This window comes from Pseudomonas sp. SWI44 (assembly GCF_002947915.1).
Taxonomy (GTDB): Bacteria; Pseudomonadota; Gammaproteobacteria; order Pseudomonadales; family Pseudomonadaceae; genus Aquipseudomonas; species Aquipseudomonas taiwanensis.
Genome location: NZ_CP026674.1, coordinates 5201381 through 5221987, shown reverse-complemented (window position 1 = coordinate 5221987; position 20607 = coordinate 5201381). Strand labels below are relative to the sequence as shown.

Below are 20607 nucleotides of genomic sequence, written 5' to 3'. Positions count from 1 at the left end.
GAAGAAATTTCCTACAACTTATGGAAACAAAGAAGTGACAGATCACTGTCGCCAAGCCATTGAAAAAAAGCCATATCCCTGATGAAGGAGCGCTACCGTGCACTGCTCACCGCCTGGCCAACCCTCGCTCATTCCACGCTCCTTGCGCCAAACTATCACTGCGCCATTATCGAGCGTTGTAAAGTGAATAAAAGATACAGAGAGGGGTAAAAAAACCATTCAGCCCGTGCGTGTACACACAATGCCCATGGCTGCCGGCCAGTTCAACGGCCAACACTTTCCAGAATATTTCCCAGACAATCGGCGCACCTAGAAAGTATGTAGGAAACTTCCTTCGACAACGCCATTAAATGCCCAAAAAAAACCCGGAACGTTGTCCGGGCTTTTCGTATCGCCATTTTTCAAGGCTGCAGCATGTCCAGCGCCACACGGCCGCCGCAAGGGCATTCATCCATCAGGCGATGGGCTTCTACCACTTCACTGAAGGGGTACACCTTGATGTTCAGCGGCTTTACCAACTGGTCCGCGGTGAACTGGTTGATGTCACGCAGCGCACGCTGCAGAGCCACCTGGTCCTGACTGATGCCCAGCTCAGGCTTGCCGGTGAAGTTGCCGATGCAGTGCACGTAGAACTGGATGTTCTTGCGGAACGCCGCGCAAGCCGGGAACGGCGTCTGGTTCCCCCCCTGCAGGCCGTACAGCACCAGGCTGCCACGTGGCGCCAGGACATCGCCCAGCAGCGACATCTGCGGCCCCCCCATGCCATCGAGCACCATGTCGACCCCGCGCCCATCGGTGTACTTGCCCACCTGCATGACCAAGTCCTGCTCCTCGGTGACGATCACCTTGTCGGCACCCAGGTCCAACAGGTATTCACGTTGATCAGGATCCTTGGTGGCGGCGAACACCTTCAGCCCCAGTGCCTTGCCCAATTGCACGAATGCAGGTCCGGCACAATGGCTGGCATCGGTGATCAAGGCGGTTTGCCCGGCCTTGGCCCGGGCCAGGTCGACATAGGCGAAGTAGGCGATCAACAACGGCGTGTAATGCACGCTGGCCTGGATAGGCGTAAGGATGTCCGGGTAACGGGTGATGGCCGTGCGCGGCAGGACAATCACATCGCCGTATACCGGATGCTCGTTGGCGCTGGTGGCAGGGAAGCTGGCAACACGATCGCCGACGGCGATGTCATCGACGCCCTCACCGACTGCAGTCACAACACCCGCCATCTCGTGGCCGATCCCGGCCGGCAAGCGCGCCTGGGACGGCGCAAGGTTCTGCCGCCAAAGCACGTCGTACCAGCTAACGCCGATTGCCTCGACGCGGATCTGCACCTCACCCACAGCAGGGGACGGTTCGGCCTGCTCTTCGCATCGGAGCACATCGGCCGCACCGAACTTGTGGAAACGGATCATGCGGGACATCGCATACCTCGCCTGTTTGAACCTCTATTACCACGGACTTTATCCGGGCTTTTGCCTTTAGACCATCAGTGGCTATTAATAGTCGACATGCCTGTCATTGATTGGGCACCCCACATTCCTGTGCATTGGCCCCCGGAAATCGGTGCAGGTTAACAGCCTTTGGCCTTAAGATTCACCCCTGCCCCACTTTAGGTGAAGCGCACCGATGAATCGAAACGACCTGCGTCGCGTAGACCTCAACCTGCTGATCGTGTTCGAAACGCTGATGCACGAGCGCAGCGTGACCCGTGCCGCCGAGAAACTGTTTCTCGGCCAGCCGGCGATCAGCGCCGCCCTTTCGCGCCTGCGCAACCTGTTCGACGACCCGCTGTTCGTCCGCACTGGCCGCAGCATGGAGCCTTCCGCACGCGCCCACGAAATCTTCGCGCTGCTGTCGCCGGCGCTGGACTCGATTTCCACCGCAGTCAGCCGCGCTGCCGAATTCGACCCGGCCACCAGCAATTCGGTTTTCCGCATCGGCCTGTCCGACGATGCCGAGTTCGCCTTGCTACCGCAATTGCTCAAGCGTATCCGCGCCGAAGCGCCGGGCATCGTCCTGGTAGTACGCCGGGTCAATTACCTGTTGATGCCGACGCTGCTGGCTTCGGGAGAGATCTCGGTGGGTGTGAGCTATACCAACGAGCTCCCCGCCAATGCCAAGCGCAAGGTCCTTCGCCGCAGCAAGCCCAAACTGCTGCGAGCCGACAGCGTGCCTGGCAGCATCACCCTGGACGATTTCTGCGCACGCCCCCACGCGCTGGTTTCCTTCGCGGGGGATCTGTCGGGCTTCATCGACGAAGCGCTGGAGGAAGTGGGCCGCAAACGCCATGTGGTCCTGGCCGTTCCGCAGTTCAACGGGCTGGGAAGCTTGTTGGCGGGGACCGATATCGTCGCCACCGTGCCGGACTACACCGCCGATGCACTGACCGCAGCCGGCGGGCTCCGGGCCGAAGACCTGCCGCTGGACGTGCGCAGCTTTGAATTGCACATGGCCTGGCGTGGGGCGCAGGACAACGATCCGGCCGAGCGCTGGCTGCGGTCGCGGATTCAGATGTTCTTCGGGGACCCCGATAGCCTCTGACCAAGTTCCACTGAGAACCAATAAGGCTTTAAAAACAAAGACTTATACTAAATCATCATCCGTTTCCGTCCATCGGAATCCACTCAATTCCAGCTTGACTGGGGGTATCTTTGGGGGACACCAAGCCCAAACTGAAAAAGATACCCCCACAAATGTCCCTCGAAAAACCGCCACCCTTCCGCCAGAAACTCAGCGATGCATTCATCCGTTCGCTGACCACATCAGGCAAGTACGCCGATGGCGACGTCCCGGGTCTCTATCTACAAGTGCGTGCCTCGCTCAAGCCTGGCAAATCACCCTCACGGCACTGGCGACTGAAGTACCGCCTTCGCGGGAAAGAAAATGTGTACGTGATCGGCAGGTATCCGGATGTGGGCTTGAAAGAAGCCCGTGAACTCGCTCGGGCAGCGCGTAATAGTGTGGCCAATCACATCGACCCACTCAAAGCCAAAAAAGCCAAGATCGAGGCGCAGTGGCTAAATGAGGCACGTACGTTCGCCTACGTCGCTGAAGAGTGGATGAAGTTCAAATCCGCCGACCTGGTCAGCAAGTCCGTTTCTGGATTTCGCGGCGCGCTGCAGAACCACGTCTTGCCCGCCATCGGCGAGCGGCCCGTCAGCGAAATCAAGCTCGAACACATCACCGCCATCATTACCGAGTTGCGATACAAGCGAATCATGGCGATGGCGAGGCGTGTGCGGACGATCATTCGCTCCATCCTCGGCTTTGCCGAAGGACGTGGCTGGGTCGAGCGAAACGTGGCCCTGAGCAACACTGAAGAACTCAAGATCCGCCACGTGGTGACCAGCAACCCCGCCATTGAGCGGCCTGCTGATCTGGGCAAGTTTCTGCTGCGCCTCGATGACCTGAACCTCGGCAGCGTGGCCTATGCGATGCGCCTACTGGTGCTATTACCGGTTCGGCCGGGTGAGCTTGTGAAGATGCGCTGGGAGGATGTCGATCTGATCGGTGCCGATTGGCGATATGTGGTCAGCAAGACCAAGCATCTGGACAAAAGTAAGCATATCGTGCCGCTGCCAGAACAAGCCCTAGTCCTGCTGCGCGAATTGCACAAAGATCGGGTGGTTGATGATGCTGGTAACGGCTGGGTGTTCGGATCGCCTGTTTATCCAGGCCGGTCAATTGATGCGACGTCCATCCTCAAGTCGCTGCAAAAAGTCTGGCCTGAGTACGCAATCACCGCTCACGGCTTTCGGGCTACCTACCGCACGATCGCTCATGAGCATTTGGGCATCGATCCAATTGTACTGGAGCTGTCGCTATCGCACCGGATGCCAGGTGCGCTGGGAGCAGTTTACGCACGCGCTCAGCTCTTGAGTCAGCGCCGGGAAGCCGCGCAACTGTGGGCGAATTACTTAGATCAGCTTCGGAACAATACAAAGCTAGCGCTTGCAGATTAATCGCCGCCCCCTGAATTGAAGCCCAACTGTAACGGCCCCAGTCGTCTTTCTACCCCTAACACGCCAAACGAATTTGGCGGAGCATCCGGGATTCGAACTCAACTGGACAGCTTTAAAAGTCGAAATTTTTATCGATAAAAATCAACATCTTATGAAAATCAGTTCGAATGCAGCGTAGTCATTATCAGCCCATTTCCACTTCCGACCACCGGCATCCACTAACGGACGCCCGGACGCTCTACCGCGGCTTTTCTGGAGTACTTTTAGGGTTCAAAGTGTCTGGCCTGTTCCGCCGTGTTCCATCCGTATCCGGGTTGTGAGTGGGGGACCAAATGGGGGACCAGATTCAAAGCTCCGGAGACTTCCGCCATGCCCAAACTCACTGCAAAACTGCTTGAAAACCTTACCGACTTTGGCAAATACGACGATGGCGACGGCCTTCGTTTAGTCATTCGCAAGTCCGGAAAAGCTTGGGTCCTGCGCTACCAACTCGCAGGCAAACGTAAGGAAATCGGCTTGGGTCCGTACCCTCGTTACGGCTTAAAAGAGGCCCGCTCACGCGCCGACACTCATAGGGCGCTGATCCGCGAAGGTATAGACCCGTTGCTACATAGAGCCGAAGCACAACAGCAGGCTGAAGCTGCGCGGATTGCCCAAGAGAAGAGCCTGGAAAATACCTTCCGCACCTGCGCCCTGGACTACATCGAAACCCATCGTCCAGGCTGGAAAAATGCCAAGCATGCACAGCAGTGGACCAACACCCTGACCACATATGCATTCCCAGTCATTGGCGACAGCCCCGTGAATAGCGTGGATGTCGAAGGTGTCCTGAATGTGCTCAAGCCAATCTGGACCAAAGTACCTGAAACCGCTCGCCGGGTGCGCAACCGACTCGAACTGGTCCTGGATTACGCCAAAGCGAAGGACATGCGCCGTGGCGAGAATCCTGCCCGTTGGCGCGGCCATCTAGAGAAACTGCTGCCCTCTGGAAAGAGCCTAAGCAAGCATCGCCATCACCCGGCGATGCCCTGGCAAGAAGTACCGACGTTCATGCAACAAGTACGCACATTACCCGGTATCGGCCCACGTGTACTGGAGTTCATCATCCTCACTGCCGTCCGCACCAGCGAAGCGTTGAATGCCCGCTGGGAGGAGTTTGACCTCGGCACTGGGGTGTGGACTATTCCAGAAGAACGCATGAAAGCCGGCCTCGTCCATCGGGTCCCACTTACCCAACAGGCCGTCGCATTACTTAAATCCATGCAACACCCAAGTCGAGCCTTTGTCTTCGAGCATCATAAGCGTGGGCAGCCGGCGTCAAACATGATTGGCCTGATGCAGATGCGACGAATGGGGCAAGGTCACTTCACCGTGCATGGTTTTCGCTCTAGCTTTCGCGACTGGTGCGCCGAGTGCACCAGCGTCCCTCGCGAAGTTGCCGAGATGGCCCTTGCTCATGCCATCGAGAATCGCGTCGAAGCCGCCTACCGCCGCGGAGACCTATTCAACAAGCGCAAGGAGTTAATGCAGAAATGGGCGGACTACCTTGATAGACCGACCGATAAGGTCGGCTCTCAGTGACCGTTGCCCAACCACTTTCGCAAGCCCCATCGAAATTGGTCTGGAAGCGCTCCAGGCTGACGCTCAGCTCTTCGCTGAGCGCCCGCAGGTTGATATCAATTTAGTCCAGGGTGATGGTGCCTACTGCTCAGGGTCACGCTTGCCAAACATTTGCGGTTGATGCCATGCAGGAGCACTCGCCTTGGTTGATTCACCGGCATGTACTTACTCCAGGGGTACGGTCAATCGATCGATGACTGGACGGGTTTGCGGTCGCACGCCGCGCCACCATTCAAAAGCCTCGGCCGCTTGCTCCACCCATGCCGACGCCGTCGGCCAGGTGTGCGGCGCCTGCTTCACGGGCCAGGCGCAAAAACGGCGTCAGGCCCTTGCCGTACGCCAGTTCATACGCCAGCAGCGCCTGGCTGAACACCGCACCAGTCAATGGCGGCAACTCGCCAGTAAGGCTGGCTGAGGTGGCGTTGATCACCACATCGAACACCTGCCCTGGCAATTGGTCATAGCCACAAACCTGCAGACAGGGGTCGCCTACTTCAGCAGCCAGGGCGCGGGCCTTGTCCAGGTCGCGGTTGGCCAGCACCAACCGCGCCGGGCCTGCGGACAAAAACGGCAGCAACGCACCCCGCACGGCACCACCGGCACCGAGCACCAATACCCGGCGCCCCCTCAGCGGCACCTGTAGGTTATGTTCGATGTCGCGCAGAAGGCCGATGCCATCGAAGTTTTCAGCAACTATTTGCCCGTCTTCGAATTTCAGCGCATTGGAGGCCTTGGCCAGGGTGGCGCGTTCACTGCGCACATCCGCCAGTTGATAGGCCTGCAGCTTGAAGGGTGCGGTGATGTTCATCCCGTGCCCACCGCTGTCGCGAAACCGTTGCACATCACCGACAAAATCCTCCAGCGCCCCTTCGATGGCGGCATAGGTCAGGTCCTGCTCCGTCACCTCGGCAAACAGTCCATGAATCAGCGGCGACTTGGTGTGGTTGATCGGCCGGCCGATCACTGCGTAGCGATCACTCATTGCACATCTCCTTGGGTAAACAGCACGCCATCGGCCTGCATTTCGGCAATTTCCGCAGCGCTGAAGCCCAGCGCCGTGGCCACCTGGGTGTTGTGCTCGCCCAAGCTCGGAGCCACCTGACCAACGGCTATATCACAATCGGAAAAACGGAACGGCAAGTTGGGCATACGGAGCGTGCCATAACGTGGATGCTCCTGTTCCAGCACCATGCCACGGGCCTTGATCTGCGGGTCAGCCAACACCTCGTCGATACGCTGCACCTTGGCGCTGGGCACGTCGATCTCATCAAGTAGCGAGAGAATCCTGGCCACAGGGTTGGCCGCCACCCAACGTTTGACCACCTCAAGGATCTCCAGGCGATGGGTGTTGCGGCCGTCCAGGCTGTGCAAGCGCGCGTCACTGCCAAAACCGACCGGTGCGCCATTGGCTTCCAGCATCAGCGCAAAGCGCCTCCAGGCATCGTCCACCTGGGCGGCGATCACCAGGTCGCCATCGGCGGCGCGAAACACCCCGTACAAAGTCGAAGTGGGCATGTCATGGCCAGTCTGCTCAGGCACCACGGTACCGCCAGACAGGGTGTAGCACTGCACCGCGTACTCGTGCATGGAGAACAAGGTGTCGTACAACGCCATGTCGATATGCTGGCCACGACCGCTGCTCACTCGGCCCAGTAGCGCGGCATTGATCGCCGCCACCGCGTGGATGCCGGTATACATGTCGCCCAAGGAGATACGCAGTAAGGGCGGCGCTTCACCCGGCGTGCCAACCATCTGCATGATCCCGCTCTTGGCCTCGGCGATCAGGCCAAAGCCGGCCCGGTGGGCGTCGGGCCCGGTGTGGCCGTAGGCGGAAATCGAGCAGTAGACCAGCTTGGGGTTGCGTGCCGACAGCTCGGCGTAACCCAGGCCGAGTTTATCCAGGGCGCCAGGGCGGTAATTTTCGATGAACACGTCGGCCGAGTCGCAGAGCTTGTGCATGAAGGCCTTGCCACGCGGGTCCTTCATGTTGACGCTGACGCCTTGCTTGCCCATGTTCAACTGCAGGAAGTAGCCACTCTGATACTCATCGAGGGTAAAGGCATGCTGACGACCAGCATCGCCGCTGCCAGGGCGCTCCACCTTGATCACTTCGGCGCCCAGGGCTGCCAGGCAGCGTCCCACATAGGGGCCCGCGAGAAAGTGGCTGTAGTCGATCACGCGCAGGCCGCTGAGCGGCAATGGCTGGCTCATGGCTGCACCCTGCGTGGGACCATCAGGCGGTGTTCGCCGCGTTGCACGACCTCGCCTTTCTGGTTGATCAGTTCCGAAGGCAGAACGACGATGCCCCAGCCCGGCTTGCTGTTGCTGGGGCGCATGCTGCCGACGCGAAACTTCACGTGCAGCACGTCATCGACCTTGATCGGCAACAGGAAATCCCAGGTCCAGCCCAGCGACATACCAGGCAGGAAGCGGTAGTCGCTCTGGGTCTTGAGGCCGTCGGCGATGCTCTGGCCAAACAACCCATGGGCCACCAGGCAGCCGAAATGGCTGGCGTTGGCGTAGGCTTCGTCCACATGCACGGGGGTGTGGTCGCCGGTCAGGTCGGCGTAGGCCAGGATGCGGGCCTTGGTGACGGTGTACTCGGGGCTGACGCATTCATCGCCCACCTGTGCATCGTCCCAGTATTTTTCAATGATGGTCATGGTCGGCAGCTCACGAACGCGGGTTGATGGCCAGGGCCTGGGCGACGCAGGCCACTGGCGAGGCTTGAATGAATTCCACGGCCAGACCGTCGGGCAGGCGCAGCCAGTTACGGCCTTGGGGCATTTCACTGACATCGAACGTCCAGGCGGCGGCCAATGCCGCCTCCATGTCCTCGCACATCACCCCCAGGTGCGCCAGGCGCCCTTCCGGCCCGTCGAACTCGGGCGTGCTGATGAACTGCATGCCGCCCAGGGTCCAGTACTGGAAGGGCGCTTCGACGCTACCTTGCACTTCGCGCAGGGTCATGCCGAACACGTCATGGAAAAAGCGAATGTGCCAGTGGATGTCCTTCACCCAGATTGCGACGTGTTCCAGGTAGGCTTTGGGAATGCTCACGCGTTGGCTTCCTCTTGTGGGTGGTCGGCCATGGCCCGCTCGATGCCCTTCATGCAGGCGACAAGCGTTGCATTGACCGGCGTGGGTACGCCGTGGCGCTGGCCCCAGCGCACGACCGCACCGTTGATGAACTCGATTTCAGTGACCGAGCCTTTTTCCAGGCTTTGCAACATGGAGGTCTTGAATGACGCCGGCAGGCCTTGGGATGCAAGGTTCCAGGTCGCGTCGGCGTGGGTCAGGCCCAAGCGCACGCCCGCCACCGTTGCCACCGCGATGGCCTCCTCCACAGCCGCCAGGGCCGTCGCCTTGAGCAGCGGTTCGCTGTAGAGCTGCCCATAGGTGAGCCGGGTGATGCCGGTGAGTGCGCCGGTGGCGACGTTGATCAGCAGCTTGTCCCACATGGTGCCCAGAATGCTGTCGCTGACCGTGGTCGCCAGCCCGGCAGCGTTGAAGGCGTTGGCGATGGCCTGCACGCGGGGGGTGAGCGTGCCGTCGAGTTCGCCGATGTACGTGTGCTTGCCGGTGACGCCGGAGCGGATACATCCCGGCGCCAGCAGCACGCCACCGACGTACGTCTTGCCGGCCAACACCTGCGAGCGCCCCACGGCATCGGCCAGGATGTCCTCGTGGCCCAGTCCATTCTGCAGCGACAGCACCAGCGTATGCGGGCCGACCAGGGCCATGGCGCCCGCCATCGCTTCGGCGGTGTGGAAGGACTTGACCAGCACCACCAGCAGATCGACCGGGCCGATTTCGGCGGGGTCGGTACTGGCCTGCACCTTCACCCTGCGCTCGCCGCGCTCGTCGTGAACGTTCAGCCCATCCCGGTTCATCGCCTCGACGTGGGCTGCCGAACGGTTCAACAACCAGGTGTCGTGGCCGGCGTCGCTGAGGGTTGCGCCAATGGTGCAGCCAAGTGCGCCAGCGCCAAGAATGCAGATTTTCAAGAAACGCCCTCCTGTTTTCCGACACCTTAAGCACCCGCCGGATGTTGCGCGATACAATGAAGCCAATAGGTCTATTGAAATTCACAATAATGCCAAACACTCCAGCCCTGCCCGAACCCAAGCTGCTGCAACTGTTCGATGTGCTCTACAACACCCGTAGCGTGACCCGCGCGGCCGAACAACTGGGCCAAAGCCAACCGACCATCAGCATCTGGCTGGGCCGCCTGCGCGAGCAGTTGCACGACCCATTGTTCGTGCGCACGCCAACCGGCATGGCCCCTACGCCCCAAGCCGATGCGCTGATCGGGCCTTGCCGGGAAGTGCTGGAGTCGCTGCGCCGCCTGACCGCCTGGGAAATCGACTTCGTGCCTGGCACCGCGCAACGGCGCTTTCGCCTGTGTGTCAGCGACGCCAGCCACATCACCCTGCTACCTCGTGTGCTTGAGCACCTGCGCAAACATGCGCCCGGCATTCGCCTGGAGGCGGCACGTATCGATGGCAATACCGAGCGCGCGCTGGAGTCGGGCGAGGCGGACCTGGCGGTGGGGTTCGTCCCTTGGTTGGGCGGCGGCATGTACCAGCAGGTGCTGTTCCCCCAGGACTGGGTCTGCTTGAGCAGCAGCACCCACCCTCGCCTTGAGCAAGGGCTGGACCTGGCCAGCTACTGCGCCGAAGGGCATGTACAGGTCAGCGCCGGCACCGGGCAAAAACTGCTGGAGGCGGGCCTGGCACGCCAGGCCATCGAACGCCGGATGGTGCTTGAGTTGCCCGGCTTCCTGGGGCTGGGCGCGATCATTGGCACCACCGACCTGATCGCCACCCTGCCCCGCCACATCGGCGAAACCCTGGCCGCCATGCACCACCTCACGGTACACGACTGCCCGGTGGCCCTCGAAGGATTTTCAGTGAAGCAGCACTGGCATTCACGCTATCACCTGGACAGCGGCAACCGCTGGTTGCGGGGGGTCATGCTGGCGTTGTTCAAGTCAGCTCATTGAGGGCGACGCCGCCAGCTCGGTGCGCATAAAGGCGAGGCTCTTGGCGATCGCCTCTTCTTCCGTGCCATGGCCGGGGTGCAGGTAGTCGATCTCCAGCGCCAGAAGGCCGTTGAAACCATGGCCACGCAGCAACTGCAAGGTTCTTGGAATATCGATCAACCCTTCGCCCAGCGGCACGCTTGGCCAGAAACCAAAGTCGCGGGGGCTGCCAAGGAAGGCACAGATGTCCTTTATATGGGTGGCCTTGGCGTGGGGCGCCAGCATCTCGATGGCGAGCATGGGGTCCTCGAACATCCGCAAGTTATTGGCGGTGTCCAGGCATACACCCAGTGCCGGGCTGTCGACCGCTTCCAGCAGCTCCAGGACCTCGGCGGCGAGCAAGTCGACATGGTTCTCCATGGCCAGGACGATGCCCTGGTCAGCCGCGTAGGCAGCGGCTTCACGCAACAAAGGCACCAACTTCGATTTGTGCTCGCTCCAGGACGCTGGCCGGGTGCGTCGTCCACCCGCGCAGATGCGCATGACCTGCGCCCCCAAGGTCTTGGCGATATCGACGTTGCGCATAAGGTCCGGCAACGCTTCTGGCCGCTCGCCCGACCCCAGCCCATGCGGATGCCCCCAGGCCCAGACCAGCTCTAGCTGCGCGGCGTCCAGCAGGCCTCGCAGGCGTTGCAGGTTAAGCGGCGAACTGTCATCGAGCATGAACGACTCGATCGACACACCCTGCACGCCGTGGGCATGGGCCCGGGCCACGAAGTCATCGAGGCTCATCCGATGGTCCGGCGCTTGCTCCAGGTTGGGGTACACCTCGCCGAAATAGCGGTGATAACAGTAGGAGTCGATGGCGATTTTCATGATGGGATTCCTCTATTGCCGGGCGACCGGGGCACACGCCGCCGGTCGCTGCTGAAAAGTGATTGCTCAGGACCGAGGCGCTTTGGCCAGGACCTGACTGGAGGGCGCCGATGATTTCTGCTCGTGCCAGCCTTTGACGTAGGCAGCGAGCATGGCGAGGCCGATTGGAAGGGTGAGGAACATGAACAGGTGGCTGAAATCCCACTTCAAGCCCAACAACACTGCGCCCACGGAAGCCCCCAGGATGGCGCCGAAGCGGCCGATGCCGGTCATCCAACTGGTGCCGGTCGCGCGCATTTCGGTCGGGTAGTACGTAGCGGCCATGGCCGTCCAGCCGGTATTGGTGGACTGGATGCAGAAACCCAGGGCGAAGACCATCGCCATCAGGCCATAGAGCCCGGGCGACAAGTTGGCCAGCGAGAGCGTCATCACCGCCGCACCAATTAGCGTGCCGATCATGACCCGGTGCGGGTTGAAGCGATCCATTTCCCAACCGATGATGATGTTCCCGAGCGTTCCGCCGACCTGCATCATCGCCCCCACCAGCGCGGCATCCGCCAGGCTGAAGCCATCGTCCTTGACGATGATGGGCAGCCAGCTACTGAGGAAGTAGACCGTCAGCAGATTCATGAAAAGGCCTACCCAGAGCGCAACGGTAACCAGCCGATGCGACGAAGAAAGAATGAGTTTGATCGCGCCCTTGCCGACGTGTTCCTTCTCGGGCGTGATAAACCGGGTTTCGCCCGTCGCGCTGCCCGGCGCGACGGCATTGACGATGTTCAGCAGTTCGCTACGGCGCTCAGGCTTCATCGCGATGTACTTGGCCGACTCGGGCAGCACGAAGTACAGCAGCAAGGCAAACAGTATCGGCACCACGCCGCCCACCACCAGGATCGACTCCCAACCGTGGCTGGCGATCAGCGCATTGGCGAGGAACCCACCGCCTGCGGCACCGAGGGTGAAGCCGCAGTAGACCACCGTCACCATCAACGAACGGTACTTCTTGGGCGCGTATTCCGCGGCCAGCGTGGCGGCATTGGGCTGCGAGGCGCCAAGCCCCAGGCCGGTGAGAAAACGCAAGAGCGAGAGCACTTCCACGTTGGGCGACCAGGCCGAGAGCAGGCTCATCAGGCCAAAGGAGAAAATCGCGACGATGATCACGTTGCGCCGCCCGAAACGGTCAGCCAGAGGTCCGCCCATCAAGGCACCGATTGCCAGGCCGAACAGCCCCATGCTCATGACGATGCCCAACGCTTCCCGGGGGATGTTCCAGTCAGCGACCAGGGATGGCGCGATAAAGCCCATCGCCACGACGTCGAAGCCATCGAGAATGAGGACGGTGAGGCAAAGCAAAAGGATCTTCCACTGGAAGGGGCCGAAGGGCCGCGAGTCCAGGAAGGCCTGGATGTCCAACTGGCTGGAGGGTTTCATGGAGTGACTCCTACTTATTGTTGTGCGGGGTGCGATGCCTTCCCCCGAGGTGCATCATCGACCTCGCGCTGGGCGAGGTGTGCCCATCTTACATATTTGGAATACTATTCCAAGTGGAATCATGAACCATTTTTTCATAAACGCGTGGACTGTGCATCCAATTGGATTGCAATTCCATACGGCCCTAGAATGACGTTTTACGCTTTGGAGCTACCCATGCCCTCTTCAGTCCGCGACCGCGCCCTGTCGATTCTTGAACTGTTGGTCAAGCACGTCGCTGGTCTGCCCATGTCGGAGGTCGCTGACAAGCTCGGTATCCCGCGCACCGCGACCCATCGCCTGCTGGGCGAGCTCAAGGAAATGGGCTACGTGAAGCAGAACCCCTCGACGACCCATTACCTGCTCACGGTGAAACTCGCCTCACTGGGACTCACCTACCTGGCCTCCAGCGGCATCATCGATGCCACCCAGCCGCTGCTGGACGAACTGGCCCAGGAAACCGGCGAGCTGATCCGGCTCGCGGTCATTGAAGAAAACCAGTTGATTTGGGTCGCCAAGTCCCAGGGAGCCCGGAGCGGGCTGCGCTACGACCCGGATGCCGGTGCCGATGTCTACCTTCCGGCAACCGCCAATGGCCTGGCCTGGCTGGCCGCCGAGCCTGAAGAGCGAGCCCTGGAGCTGATTGCCGAACAGGGCATGGAGCGGGCACAAGGTATGGGCCCCAACGCACCACGCACCCTTCGCGAACTGATGGAGCGGATAGAAGAAACCCGCACCAGAGGCTATGGCGTGGTCCGCGACGTGTATGAGCCCGGCACCAGCGCCATTGCCACGGTCATCCGCCATGTGGACGATGGACGACCGATCGGCACGGTCAGCATCGCGGGGCCGTCCGTACGCATGACGCCCGAGAAGGTCGAAGCGGTCGCCCCTCTGCTGCAGGAGTACGCCAAGCGGCTGGCGGGGCTGAGCCTGGTCTCGCCCGCATTCAACAACCGCTGACCCCAATAAGGATCGCATCGGTGACATTTCCAACCACGCAAGCCCCCAGTGTCACGACCGAGACCGGCCTCAGCATGCAAACGCGCCTGATCGCCTGGGTGGTCGCGGTGACCTTCTTCATGGAGAACCTTGACGCAACGGTGATCGCGACCGCCCTGCCCACCATGGCCGCTGCCTTTGGCGTCACGCCGGTCGACCTGAACGTGGGGATCACCGCCTACATTCTCGCCGTGGCGGTCTTCATCCCCCTTTCAAGCTGGATAGCCGACCGGTTGGGAACGTGGCGAGTGTTCGCCGGCGCGATTGTCGTCTTCACCCTCGCCTCCTTGCTATGCGGGCTGAGCCAGAGCCTAGAGATGTTTGTAGCGGCACGCGTGCTCCAGGGCATCGGCGGCGCGCTGATGGTGCCCGTGGGACGCCTGGCGGTACTGCGCAACACCGACAAGAAAGACCTCGTCAAAATGATTGCAGTGATCACCTGGCCCGGCCTGGTCGCCCCCATTCTCGGCCCCTGGGTGGGCGGCCTGATCGTGACCCACGCCGCATGGCCGTGGATCTTCTACATCAACGTACCGCTGGGAGCCCTGGCGTTGCTCGCCGCGCTCTGGCTCATACCGGAGGGCCACGGGGAAAACGTACGAAAGTTCGATGGCAAGGGGTTCGTGCTGCTGGCAGGCGCCTGCACTGGGCTGCTATGGGGGCTGGAATGGCTCGGCAGCCCGGACGGCAATGCGTTGCTCTCCGGCTCCGGCCTGGTGCTTGCGGGCGCGCTGCTCGCCGTGTGGGCGGTGCATCACTGCCGTCACCACACCAACCCACTGTTGCCGCTCGGCACCCTGTCCATCACCACGTTCAGGGCCAGCATCCTGGGCGGATCGTTCTTTCGCCTGGCGATCAGCGCGCTGCCATTTCTGCTGCCGCTGTTGTTCCAGGTCGGCTTTGGGTTGTCTCCGGTTGACGCGGGGTTGCTGGTATTGGCCGTCTTCGCCGGCAACCTGGCGATGAAACCGTTCACGACCTCCATCATGCAACGCTACGGTTTTCGTAACGTCCTGCTGGTCAATGGCGTCATCGGCGTCATTTCGATTGTGGCCTGCGCCTTCTTCACAGCGCAAACGCCCTTCGCGCTGGTGGCGGCCGTGCTGTTTGCAGGTGGCCTGTCCCGCTCCATGCAGTTCACTTGCTACAACTCCGTGGGTTTTGCCGATATCCCCAAGGAACGCATGAGCGAGGCATCGGCGCTGTTCAGCCTGTTTTTCCAACTGTCGATGGGCCTGGGGGTGACAGCGGCCGCGTTGCTGCTACGCACCTCGATGTTCGTGCAAGGCCACGAGGCACAGGCCCAGGTCGCTGATTTTCGAGTCGCCTTCCTCGGCGTCGCGCTGCTGGGCCTTGCCGGGTTGATTGACGTGCTGCGGTTGCCCACGGGTGCTGGGGAGAGTGTGTTGAAGCGTGGCTGAGGGAGATAACCATGTGCTCACAGTTAGACGAGCGTGTCCGATTCCAGCCATGCACTGATCTGCAGCCCAATTCGATCGTAGAACACCTCAACCACCTCTATGCCAAAGGCCCTCAATCCCGAGTGCACCATCCCCTGCGCCACATAGCACTCGACTGCCACTCCATCGGCAGCCAACGCATCCCGATATGCCAGGCCGTGATCTCGCAAGGGATCGATCTGCGCCACGCCAATGAAGGCTGGTGCCAACCCAGTGAAATCCGTGTCCTCCAGGGGCATCGCGCAAGGATCCCGACGGTCCTCCTCGTTCGTCAGGAAGCCCGCCAGTGATTTAGTCAGTCCGGCCACGGTCAGCAACGGCGCATGGGCATGCTCCGTCATGGACGGCAGGTGGGTTGACGTCGTCAACACCGGGTAGATCAAGATCTGGCCCAGCGGCTGCGCGTGCCTATCCCGACGCAAGGCGATGCATAGACCGGCGGCCAGGGTGCCGCCTGCACTGTCCCCCGCAACGATCAGGCGCCCCGTGCTCAGGTCAGGGTCGACCTGACCTTGGCGCAGGCCGTGCCAGGCCTTCAGGCAATCCTCCAACGGAGCGGGATAGGCATGCTCCGGCGCAAGACGATAGTCCACGGCGACGATAGCCACCTGTACTCTCCGGGCCATGGCATAAGCAAACCAATCGTGGGTATCGAGGCTACCCAAGTCCCAGCCGCCGCCATGGATATATAGCATCGTCGGCCAACCGCCCTGCGGCGCTTCGCCCTCGGGTTTGTAGCGCCGCAAACGCAAGCCGTCCAGCTCGATATCATCTATCCGCCACCCCTCAGGCGGCGTAGGTGTGCAAGCGCGGCAGGCCTGGAGGTAGGCTTCCCGTCGGGCGGCAACGCTGTCGTCAACGGCGGTGAAGCCTTGGCTGATTTCGACATAGGCCTGCATGGCCGAGTCGAGGGTGTAGGTCTGGGTCATGTTGAAGTGGGCTCCACAAAGGCAAAACCGCCGGTCTGTTTACGTACCGGCGGCATGTGTGATCCGCGGCTCAGAACAGCGGCAAGGTGTAGGCGAGGATCACCCGGTTTTCATCACGCCGCCCGGTGGCATCCCCTCGCAATTCGACATTGCGCCAACGCAGGGCAAGGTTCTTCAATGGGCCGCTCTGGACCACATAGGTGATGTCGAGGTTGCGCTCCCACTCGCTGGCATCTTCACCGGCGACCTTGAAGTTGTCGCCTTTGACGTAACGGGCAAAAGCCGTCAGCCCCGGCACACCCAGCGGGGCGAAATCGAGGTCGTAGCGGGCTTGCCAGGAACGCTCTTGGGCACGGTCGAAGCGCAGCACCTGAACGGCGTTGGCAACGCCAGGCAGGTCGGTGTCGTGGATGAAAGGCAAGGCGCTGTCACCTGCGTTGTACTGGTATCCGACACGGAAGGTCTGGGCCTTGAGGTTGGCGCTGAGCATCGTGGAGGTCATGCGGCTGTCGAGCTTGCCGGCCTTTTCGGCGCCAGACTCACCGCTGTCGAGGTAGTTGAGGGTACCGGAAAGGTTCCAGTCACCGAGCGTGCGGTTATGGGTCACGGTGTAGAGAGACTGCTGGTAGACATCTTCCAAGCGCCCACCCCAGACGCCCGCCGACCATTGCGGCGTGATCCGCCAGGTGCCGCCAAGGTAATTGAAGCGGTCGCTGAATACGCTGTAGTAGTTACCGACCTGGATGTCGCGGCTGCCGGCGAACTCGCGCTGGTTGACCTGGCGCATCTGGCCCAGGCTGATGTCGAGGTCGTCCAACTCGCGGATATCCAGCATGGCGCCTTCAAAGAATTGCGGCAGCAGACGAGCATCGCCCGAGCTGACCAAAGGGATCTTGGGGAACAAACCGCCAACCTTCAATTCGGACTTCGAGTACCTAAGCTTGATCGCGCCCGTGGCTTCGGAGAATTCGTCCACCGAGCGTGGGTTGGCATTGCGTGGGCCGCCAGCACGGTCGTATGCCCCTGGCAGCAGTGCCGAACCACTGCGCGAAGGTGACGAGTCCAATTTCAAGCCGAGGCCCGCATAGACATCCATGCCAACGCCAACAGTGGTGTCGGTATAGCCGGATTCACCCTTGAAGATGAACCCCTGGGCCCACTCCTCCACCTTGGACTGCGCGGGCTTGGTCGAGTCGCGCAAGTCTTGGTTGTAGTAGAAATTGCGCAAGGTCAGGTTAGCCTTGGCGTCGTCGAAAAACGCGGCGTTGGCGCACAGCGGACCGAAGCCCAGCAGCAGTGCCAGGGGTTTTGTAGAGCGAGCGAGGCCCGCCCCGGACGAGGATGGTTTCATTTTTTATTCTCGATGGTGGGTTGGAAATTCAGCGGTCGAGGCGGTGCATCAGGTGCCTTGCCAGGTCAAATCCAGGGTCGCGGCCAGGCAGGCGCCTGGTTTCAGTTCATGGGTACCGACCTCATCCCATTGCGTAGGGGGCCGATTGAAGGCGTCCGCCAAGTGCGAGACTGGCTCCAGGCACAGGTAGCCAGCCCCCACTGGTGCGAAGACGACGAAGTGGCTCAGCGGCGCCGAGGCGTGCAGGTCCAGAGATCCGCACGGATAGTCCACGTGCAAATGGCCATCCCAACGCGACAGGTAATGGGCCTGTGGACTCGGGTCGTCGCCGTCGAGGATGACAGTACGCGGGGCATCCCGGTAATCACCCGTCGCCAGGTACTCGTCATCGATCTGCCAGTCACGACCAATGCGATAGTGAGCGCGCATAGCGCAATGGCGCAGGAAGTACGGATGCAGGCCGATGCCAGCGGGCATCGGGGTATCGCCCTGATTGAGTAGGGTCAAGGTAATGCGCAGGCGGCTCCCGTCGAGGGCAAAGTGCTGCTCGGCACGGAAAGCCCAGGGCCAGTGTTCGCCCTGGTAGTCACAGGCAATGAGAACGTGCCCGGCATCGGCGCTGAGCACTTCCCAGGCCTGTGTGTGCGCCACGCCGTGCAAGGTATGAGGTTGTGCGGTCGGATGCGCGGGAAGCCGGTAATGGCGGCCATTGAAACCCAGTTGCGCATCACGCAGGCGGTTGGAATACGGCATCAGCGGATAGGCACCTGCCCGGGGCCAGTCCAGCGGATCGAACGACTCGCTGTCGATGGGCAGCAGCAGGTCGAGCCCGTCCGCACGCAGCGAGGCAATACGCCCCCCCCAGGCGGGCAGCAGGCTCAAGCTCCAGATCGAATTACTCAGAGCAACAGGTTGCATAGGACCTCCGGTGCCTTGAGCAGGCATGACAACCCCCTGCCGCTGCTGATGCAGCGGCTGCATTGATCAATCAGGACAGAAGCGAGCGGTTGTTCAGCTTCGTCGGAAGTGCTCGATCACCTGCAGGTCGATATCCACGCCAAGGCCTGGGCCTTGAGGGATGTGCATTTGCTTGCCGTTGCGCAACTGCTCGACAGGGTAGAGCCAGGCGGCCGGCTCAACGAACAGGTACTCCACCTGAGTCACCCAGGGTTGTACGGCCGCCAAATGCAAGGTGGCGATCAGACCGGGGCCGAAGTACGGGCAATGAGGTACCACCATGGTGTTGTGCTGGCGGGCCAACTCGGCGATGCGTAGGCATTCGGAAATGCCACCGACCTTGGTCACGCTGGGCTGGATCGAATCCACCGCACCGCTCAGCAGCGCCTGCTCGAATTGTACCGAGGTGCACCAGTTCTCCCCCGCCGACAACGGCACGCCTTGCCCACGCAGGCTGGCCAGGGCGGCGAAGTCTTCCGGCGGAAAGATCGGTTCTTCCAGCCAGGCCAGGTTCATCTCGCGCAAGGCGGGCAACCATTCACGAGTGTCCGCCAGGCTCCAGCCGCAATTGACGTCAGTGGCCAGCGGCACCTCGGCACCCACGGCGCGACGGCAGACGGCAATTTCGTCGAGGGTCACTTCGTGCAGCTTGATGTCGCTAAAGCCCATTTGCAGCGCTTTCTCACAGATAGCCGGGGCCACTTCATTATCGGCATAGCGCACCAGGCTGGCATACGCCGGGACCTGCTCGCGGGTCGCCTGGCCAAGCAATTGATGCAGAGGCACGCGCCGACGTTGCGCGGCCAGGTCCCATAGGGCGATGTCCACGCCTGAGATGGCGAACAAGGTCACGCCATAGCGGCCGAACAAGTGCAGACGAAGCTGCAGTTCGCGGTTCCAGGCAGCGATATCGCTGATCTCACGGTCCAGCAGCAGCGGTGCGATCAGGCGATCGATCAACGCCTTGGTAGCATCGGCGACGAAGTAGCCAAAGGCCTCGCCCCAGCCAACATTGCCTTGCTCGTCCTCAAGGCGGATCAACACATTTTCCAGTGTATTCCAGGTGGTGGGTGTGATGCCCAGCCCCTTGCCACCGTCGTGGAAGGGGATCTCGACGATTCGGGTATCAATACGGACGATCTTCATACACGCTCCAACACACTGGCCAATGGGGCGCCAGCATAGGCGCCGCCCAAGTAGTCACGGCCTGAACCTTCCGGCGCCATTGCCTCATAGGCCATGTAGTTATCGGCAAGATGATCGCCAGCATTATCCTGCGGTTGGTAACCGAGGGCACGGGCGCGTTGGTTGTGGAACAGTGGATCAGGGCTTTGCGAGACGCCATAGACGATGTCGTGACGCACCTCGGGATGCTCCAAGCCGATCAACAGCAGTTGCGCCAGGTCGCGGCCGCTGACCCACATGCGCAGGCGGCGGGCATCGGCGACCTCAGGGTCGGCATTGCCAATACGCACGATGTAGGTGGCCAGGTCGCCACGCTGGGAGAAAGTGGCGCAAGCGGCTTCGCCAAACACCTTGCTCATGGCGTAATAACTGTCCGGGGCGACGGGCATGTCATCGAAAAACTCGGCCGCATCGTTGCGGTACTGGCCAAGCACATGGTGGCTACTGGCGAAGATGAAGCGCTTGACATTAAAACGCTGAGCCGCCTCCAGCAGGTACAAGGTGGCATGGTAGTTGGGCTCGACCGTGTCCTGGAATTGGATGTCGGTCCCGTGGGCACAGGCCAGGTGCAGGATGCCATCAACGCCTTCGACGGCCTGCTGCACATAGAATGGGTCGGTCAGATCGCCAACCAAAGCGGTCTCGCCCTCCGCCAGGCCTTCGATGGGCTTGCGGTCGAGCAGGCGCAGATTATAGCGCTGGCGCAGGAAGGGCCGTACAGCGGTCCCGACGATACCGGCAGCGCCAGTGATGAGAAGCGTAGGCATAACAGGTTCCCAAAATCGAATCTGGTACCGGCGCAGGGCCG

18 protein-coding genes and 1 pseudogene are annotated in these 20607 nt (G+C 61.3%); 6 read left to right on the top strand and 13 right to left on the bottom strand.

Annotation, left to right across the window (positions count from 1 at the left end; all coding sequences use genetic code 11):
- Nucleotides 1-401: 401 nt before the first annotated feature.
- On the bottom strand, nucleotides 402-1424 hold the full coding sequence (locus tag C4Q26_RS24670) for a zinc-dependent alcohol dehydrogenase family protein (RefSeq protein ID WP_027906701.1): 1023 nt from the start codon (nucleotides 1422-1424) through the stop codon (nucleotides 402-404).
- A 205-nt stretch (nucleotides 1425-1629) separates the two neighbouring features.
- Here C4Q26_RS24670 and C4Q26_RS24665 point away from each other — a divergent pair, with 205 nt between their 5' ends.
- The 3 genes from C4Q26_RS24665 to C4Q26_RS24655 all read left to right on the top strand — a co-directional run bounded on the left by C4Q26_RS24665 (nucleotide 1630) and on the right by C4Q26_RS24655 (nucleotide 5546).
- Complete coding sequence (locus C4Q26_RS24665; RefSeq protein WP_023380879.1) at nucleotides 1630-2544, top strand: LysR family transcriptional regulator; 915 nt, start codon at nucleotides 1630-1632, stop codon at nucleotides 2542-2544.
- 152 nt (nucleotides 2545-2696) lie between these two features.
- On the top strand, nucleotides 2697-3965 hold the full coding sequence (locus C4Q26_RS24660) for an integrase arm-type DNA-binding domain-containing protein (RefSeq protein WP_104883815.1): 1269 nt from the start codon (nucleotides 2697-2699) through the stop codon (nucleotides 3963-3965).
- Between the two features lie 369 nt (nucleotides 3966-4334).
- Nucleotides 4335-5546, top strand: a complete 1212-nt coding sequence (locus tag C4Q26_RS24655; RefSeq protein ID WP_104883814.1) for an integrase arm-type DNA-binding domain-containing protein — start codon at nucleotides 4335-4337, stop codon at nucleotides 5544-5546.
- Nucleotides 5547-5750: 204 nt separating this feature from the next.
- Here the strand turns inward: C4Q26_RS24655 and aroE are convergent.
- The 5 genes and pseudogenes from aroE to C4Q26_RS24630 all read right to left on the bottom strand — a co-directional run bounded on the left by aroE (nucleotide 5751) and on the right by C4Q26_RS24630 (nucleotide 9592).
- A pseudogene (gene aroE, locus C4Q26_RS24650) lies at nucleotides 5751-6567 on the bottom strand (shikimate dehydrogenase).
- Entirely contained in the window at nucleotides 6564-7796 is a 1233-nt protein-coding gene (locus tag C4Q26_RS24645) for a CaiB/BaiF CoA-transferase family protein (RefSeq protein ID WP_104883813.1), read from the bottom strand. The pseudogene aroE and the gene C4Q26_RS24645 overlap by 4 nt, the downstream one beginning before the upstream one ends.
- On the bottom strand, nucleotides 7793-8248 hold the full coding sequence (locus tag C4Q26_RS24640; RefSeq protein ID WP_104883812.1) for a MaoC family dehydratase: 456 nt from the start codon (nucleotides 8246-8248) through the stop codon (nucleotides 7793-7795). Before C4Q26_RS24640 ends, C4Q26_RS24645 begins: the two co-directional genes overlap by 4 nt.
- A gap of 10 nt (nucleotides 8249-8258) precedes the next feature.
- Entirely contained in the window at nucleotides 8259-8645 is a 387-nt protein-coding gene (locus C4Q26_RS24635; RefSeq protein ID WP_104883811.1) for a VOC family protein, read from the bottom strand.
- Complete coding sequence (locus C4Q26_RS24630) at nucleotides 8642-9592, bottom strand: ketopantoate reductase family protein (RefSeq protein WP_104883810.1); 951 nt, start codon at nucleotides 9590-9592, stop codon at nucleotides 8642-8644. The genes C4Q26_RS24635 and C4Q26_RS24630 overlap by 4 nt, the downstream gene beginning before the upstream one ends.
- Before the next feature lie 89 nt (nucleotides 9593-9681).
- On the opposite strand from C4Q26_RS24630, the gene C4Q26_RS24625 reads away from it, so the two are divergent.
- Complete coding sequence (locus C4Q26_RS24625; RefSeq protein WP_104883809.1) at nucleotides 9682-10590, top strand: LysR family transcriptional regulator; 909 nt, start codon at nucleotides 9682-9684, stop codon at nucleotides 10588-10590.
- Here C4Q26_RS24625 and C4Q26_RS24620 read toward each other — a convergent pair.
- The gene (locus C4Q26_RS24620) at nucleotides 10579-11445 is read right to left on the bottom strand and encodes a sugar phosphate isomerase/epimerase (protein WP_104883808.1); all 867 of its coding nucleotides are present in this window, start codon (nucleotides 11443-11445) and stop codon (nucleotides 10579-10581) included. The two genes, C4Q26_RS24625 and C4Q26_RS24620, sit on opposite strands and share 12 nt — an antisense overlap.
- Before the next feature lie 66 nt (nucleotides 11446-11511).
- Nucleotides 11512-12876 (bottom strand): aromatic acid/H+ symport family MFS transporter, encoded by a 1365-nt coding sequence (locus C4Q26_RS24615; protein WP_104883807.1) that lies wholly within the window; start codon nucleotides 12874-12876, stop codon nucleotides 11512-11514.
- Between the two features lie 216 nt (nucleotides 12877-13092).
- On the opposite strand from C4Q26_RS24615, the gene C4Q26_RS24610 reads away from it, so the two are divergent.
- Both C4Q26_RS24610 and C4Q26_RS24605 read left to right on the top strand, forming a co-directional pair.
- Nucleotides 13093-13878 carry an IclR family transcriptional regulator gene (locus tag C4Q26_RS24610; RefSeq protein WP_104883806.1) on the top strand — a complete coding sequence of 262 codons (786 nt, stop codon included), beginning with the start codon at nucleotides 13093-13095 and terminating at the stop codon, nucleotides 13876-13878.
- Nucleotides 13879-13952: 74 nt separating this feature from the next.
- Entirely contained in the window at nucleotides 13953-15338 is a 1386-nt protein-coding gene (locus C4Q26_RS24605; protein WP_104884072.1) for an MFS transporter, read from the top strand.
- A gap of 23 nt (nucleotides 15339-15361) precedes the next feature.
- Here C4Q26_RS24605 and C4Q26_RS24600 read toward each other — a convergent pair whose 3' ends face one another.
- The 5 genes from C4Q26_RS24600 to C4Q26_RS24580 all read right to left on the bottom strand — a co-directional run bounded on the left by C4Q26_RS24600 (nucleotide 15362) and on the right by C4Q26_RS24580 (nucleotide 20566).
- Entirely contained in the window at nucleotides 15362-16306 is a 945-nt protein-coding gene (locus C4Q26_RS24600; RefSeq protein ID WP_104883805.1) for an alpha/beta hydrolase, read from the bottom strand.
- 70 nt (nucleotides 16307-16376) lie between these two features.
- Nucleotides 16377-17657: an OprD family porin gene (locus tag C4Q26_RS24595; protein WP_104883804.1), complete on the bottom strand. Its 1281-nt coding sequence runs from the start codon at nucleotides 17655-17657 to the stop codon at nucleotides 16377-16379.
- Between the two features lie 48 nt (nucleotides 17658-17705).
- Entirely contained in the window at nucleotides 17706-18575 is an 870-nt protein-coding gene (locus C4Q26_RS24590) for a hypothetical protein (RefSeq protein ID WP_104883803.1), read from the bottom strand.
- 93 nt (nucleotides 18576-18668) lie between these two features.
- Nucleotides 18669-19760 carry a mandelate racemase/muconate lactonizing enzyme family protein gene (locus C4Q26_RS24585; RefSeq protein ID WP_104883802.1) on the bottom strand — a complete coding sequence of 364 codons (1092 nt, stop codon included), beginning with the start codon at nucleotides 19758-19760 and terminating at the stop codon, nucleotides 18669-18671.
- Entirely contained in the window at nucleotides 19757-20566 is an 810-nt protein-coding gene (locus C4Q26_RS24580) for an NAD(P)-dependent oxidoreductase (protein ID WP_104883801.1), read from the bottom strand. Before C4Q26_RS24580 ends, C4Q26_RS24585 begins: the two co-directional genes overlap by 4 nt.
- Between the last annotated feature and the right edge of the window lie 41 nt (nucleotides 20567-20607).

Coding starts and splice junctions, on each gene's coding strand:
- C4Q26_RS24590 (WP_104883803.1), bottom strand. CDS start 18,575: ATGCAACCTGTTGCTCTGAGTAATTCGATCTGGAGCTTGAGCCTGCTG.
- C4Q26_RS24660 (WP_104883815.1), top strand. CDS start 2,697: ATGTCCCTCGAAAAACCGCCACCCTTCCGCCAGAAACTCAGCGATGCA.
- C4Q26_RS24600 (WP_104883805.1), bottom strand. CDS start 16,306: ATGACCCAGACCTACACCCTCGACTCGGCCATGCAGGCCTATGTCGAA.
- C4Q26_RS24625 (WP_104883809.1), top strand. CDS start 9,682: ATGCCAAACACTCCAGCCCTGCCCGAACCCAAGCTGCTGCAACTGTTC.
- C4Q26_RS24640 (WP_104883812.1), bottom strand. CDS start 8,248: ATGACCATCATTGAAAAATACTGGGACGATGCACAGGTGGGCGATGAA.
- C4Q26_RS24655 (WP_104883814.1), top strand. CDS start 4,335: ATGCCCAAACTCACTGCAAAACTGCTTGAAAACCTTACCGACTTTGGC.
- C4Q26_RS24620 (WP_104883808.1), bottom strand. CDS start 11,445: ATGAAAATCGCCATCGACTCCTACTGTTATCACCGCTATTTCGGCGAG.
- C4Q26_RS24585 (WP_104883802.1), bottom strand. CDS start 19,760: ATGAAGATCGTCCGTATTGATACCCGAATCGTCGAGATCCCCTTCCAC.
- C4Q26_RS24595 (WP_104883804.1), bottom strand. CDS start 17,657: ATGAAACCATCCTCGTCCGGGGCGGGCCTCGCTCGCTCTACAAAACCC.
- C4Q26_RS24610 (WP_104883806.1), top strand. CDS start 13,093: ATGCCCTCTTCAGTCCGCGACCGCGCCCTGTCGATTCTTGAACTGTTG.
- C4Q26_RS24615 (WP_104883807.1), bottom strand. CDS start 12,876: ATGAAACCCTCCAGCCAGTTGGACATCCAGGCCTTCCTGGACTCGCGG.
- C4Q26_RS24665 (WP_023380879.1), top strand. CDS start 1,630: ATGAATCGAAACGACCTGCGTCGCGTAGACCTCAACCTGCTGATCGTG.
- C4Q26_RS24580 (WP_104883801.1), bottom strand. CDS start 20,566: ATGCCTACGCTTCTCATCACTGGCGCTGCCGGTATCGTCGGGACCGCT.
- C4Q26_RS24605 (WP_104884072.1), top strand. CDS start 13,953: ATGCAAACGCGCCTGATCGCCTGGGTGGTCGCGGTGACCTTCTTCATG.
- C4Q26_RS24670 (WP_027906701.1), bottom strand. CDS start 1,424: ATGTCCCGCATGATCCGTTTCCACAAGTTCGGTGCGGCCGATGTGCTC.
- C4Q26_RS24645 (WP_104883813.1), bottom strand. CDS start 7,796: ATGAGCCAGCCATTGCCGCTCAGCGGCCTGCGCGTGATCGACTACAGC.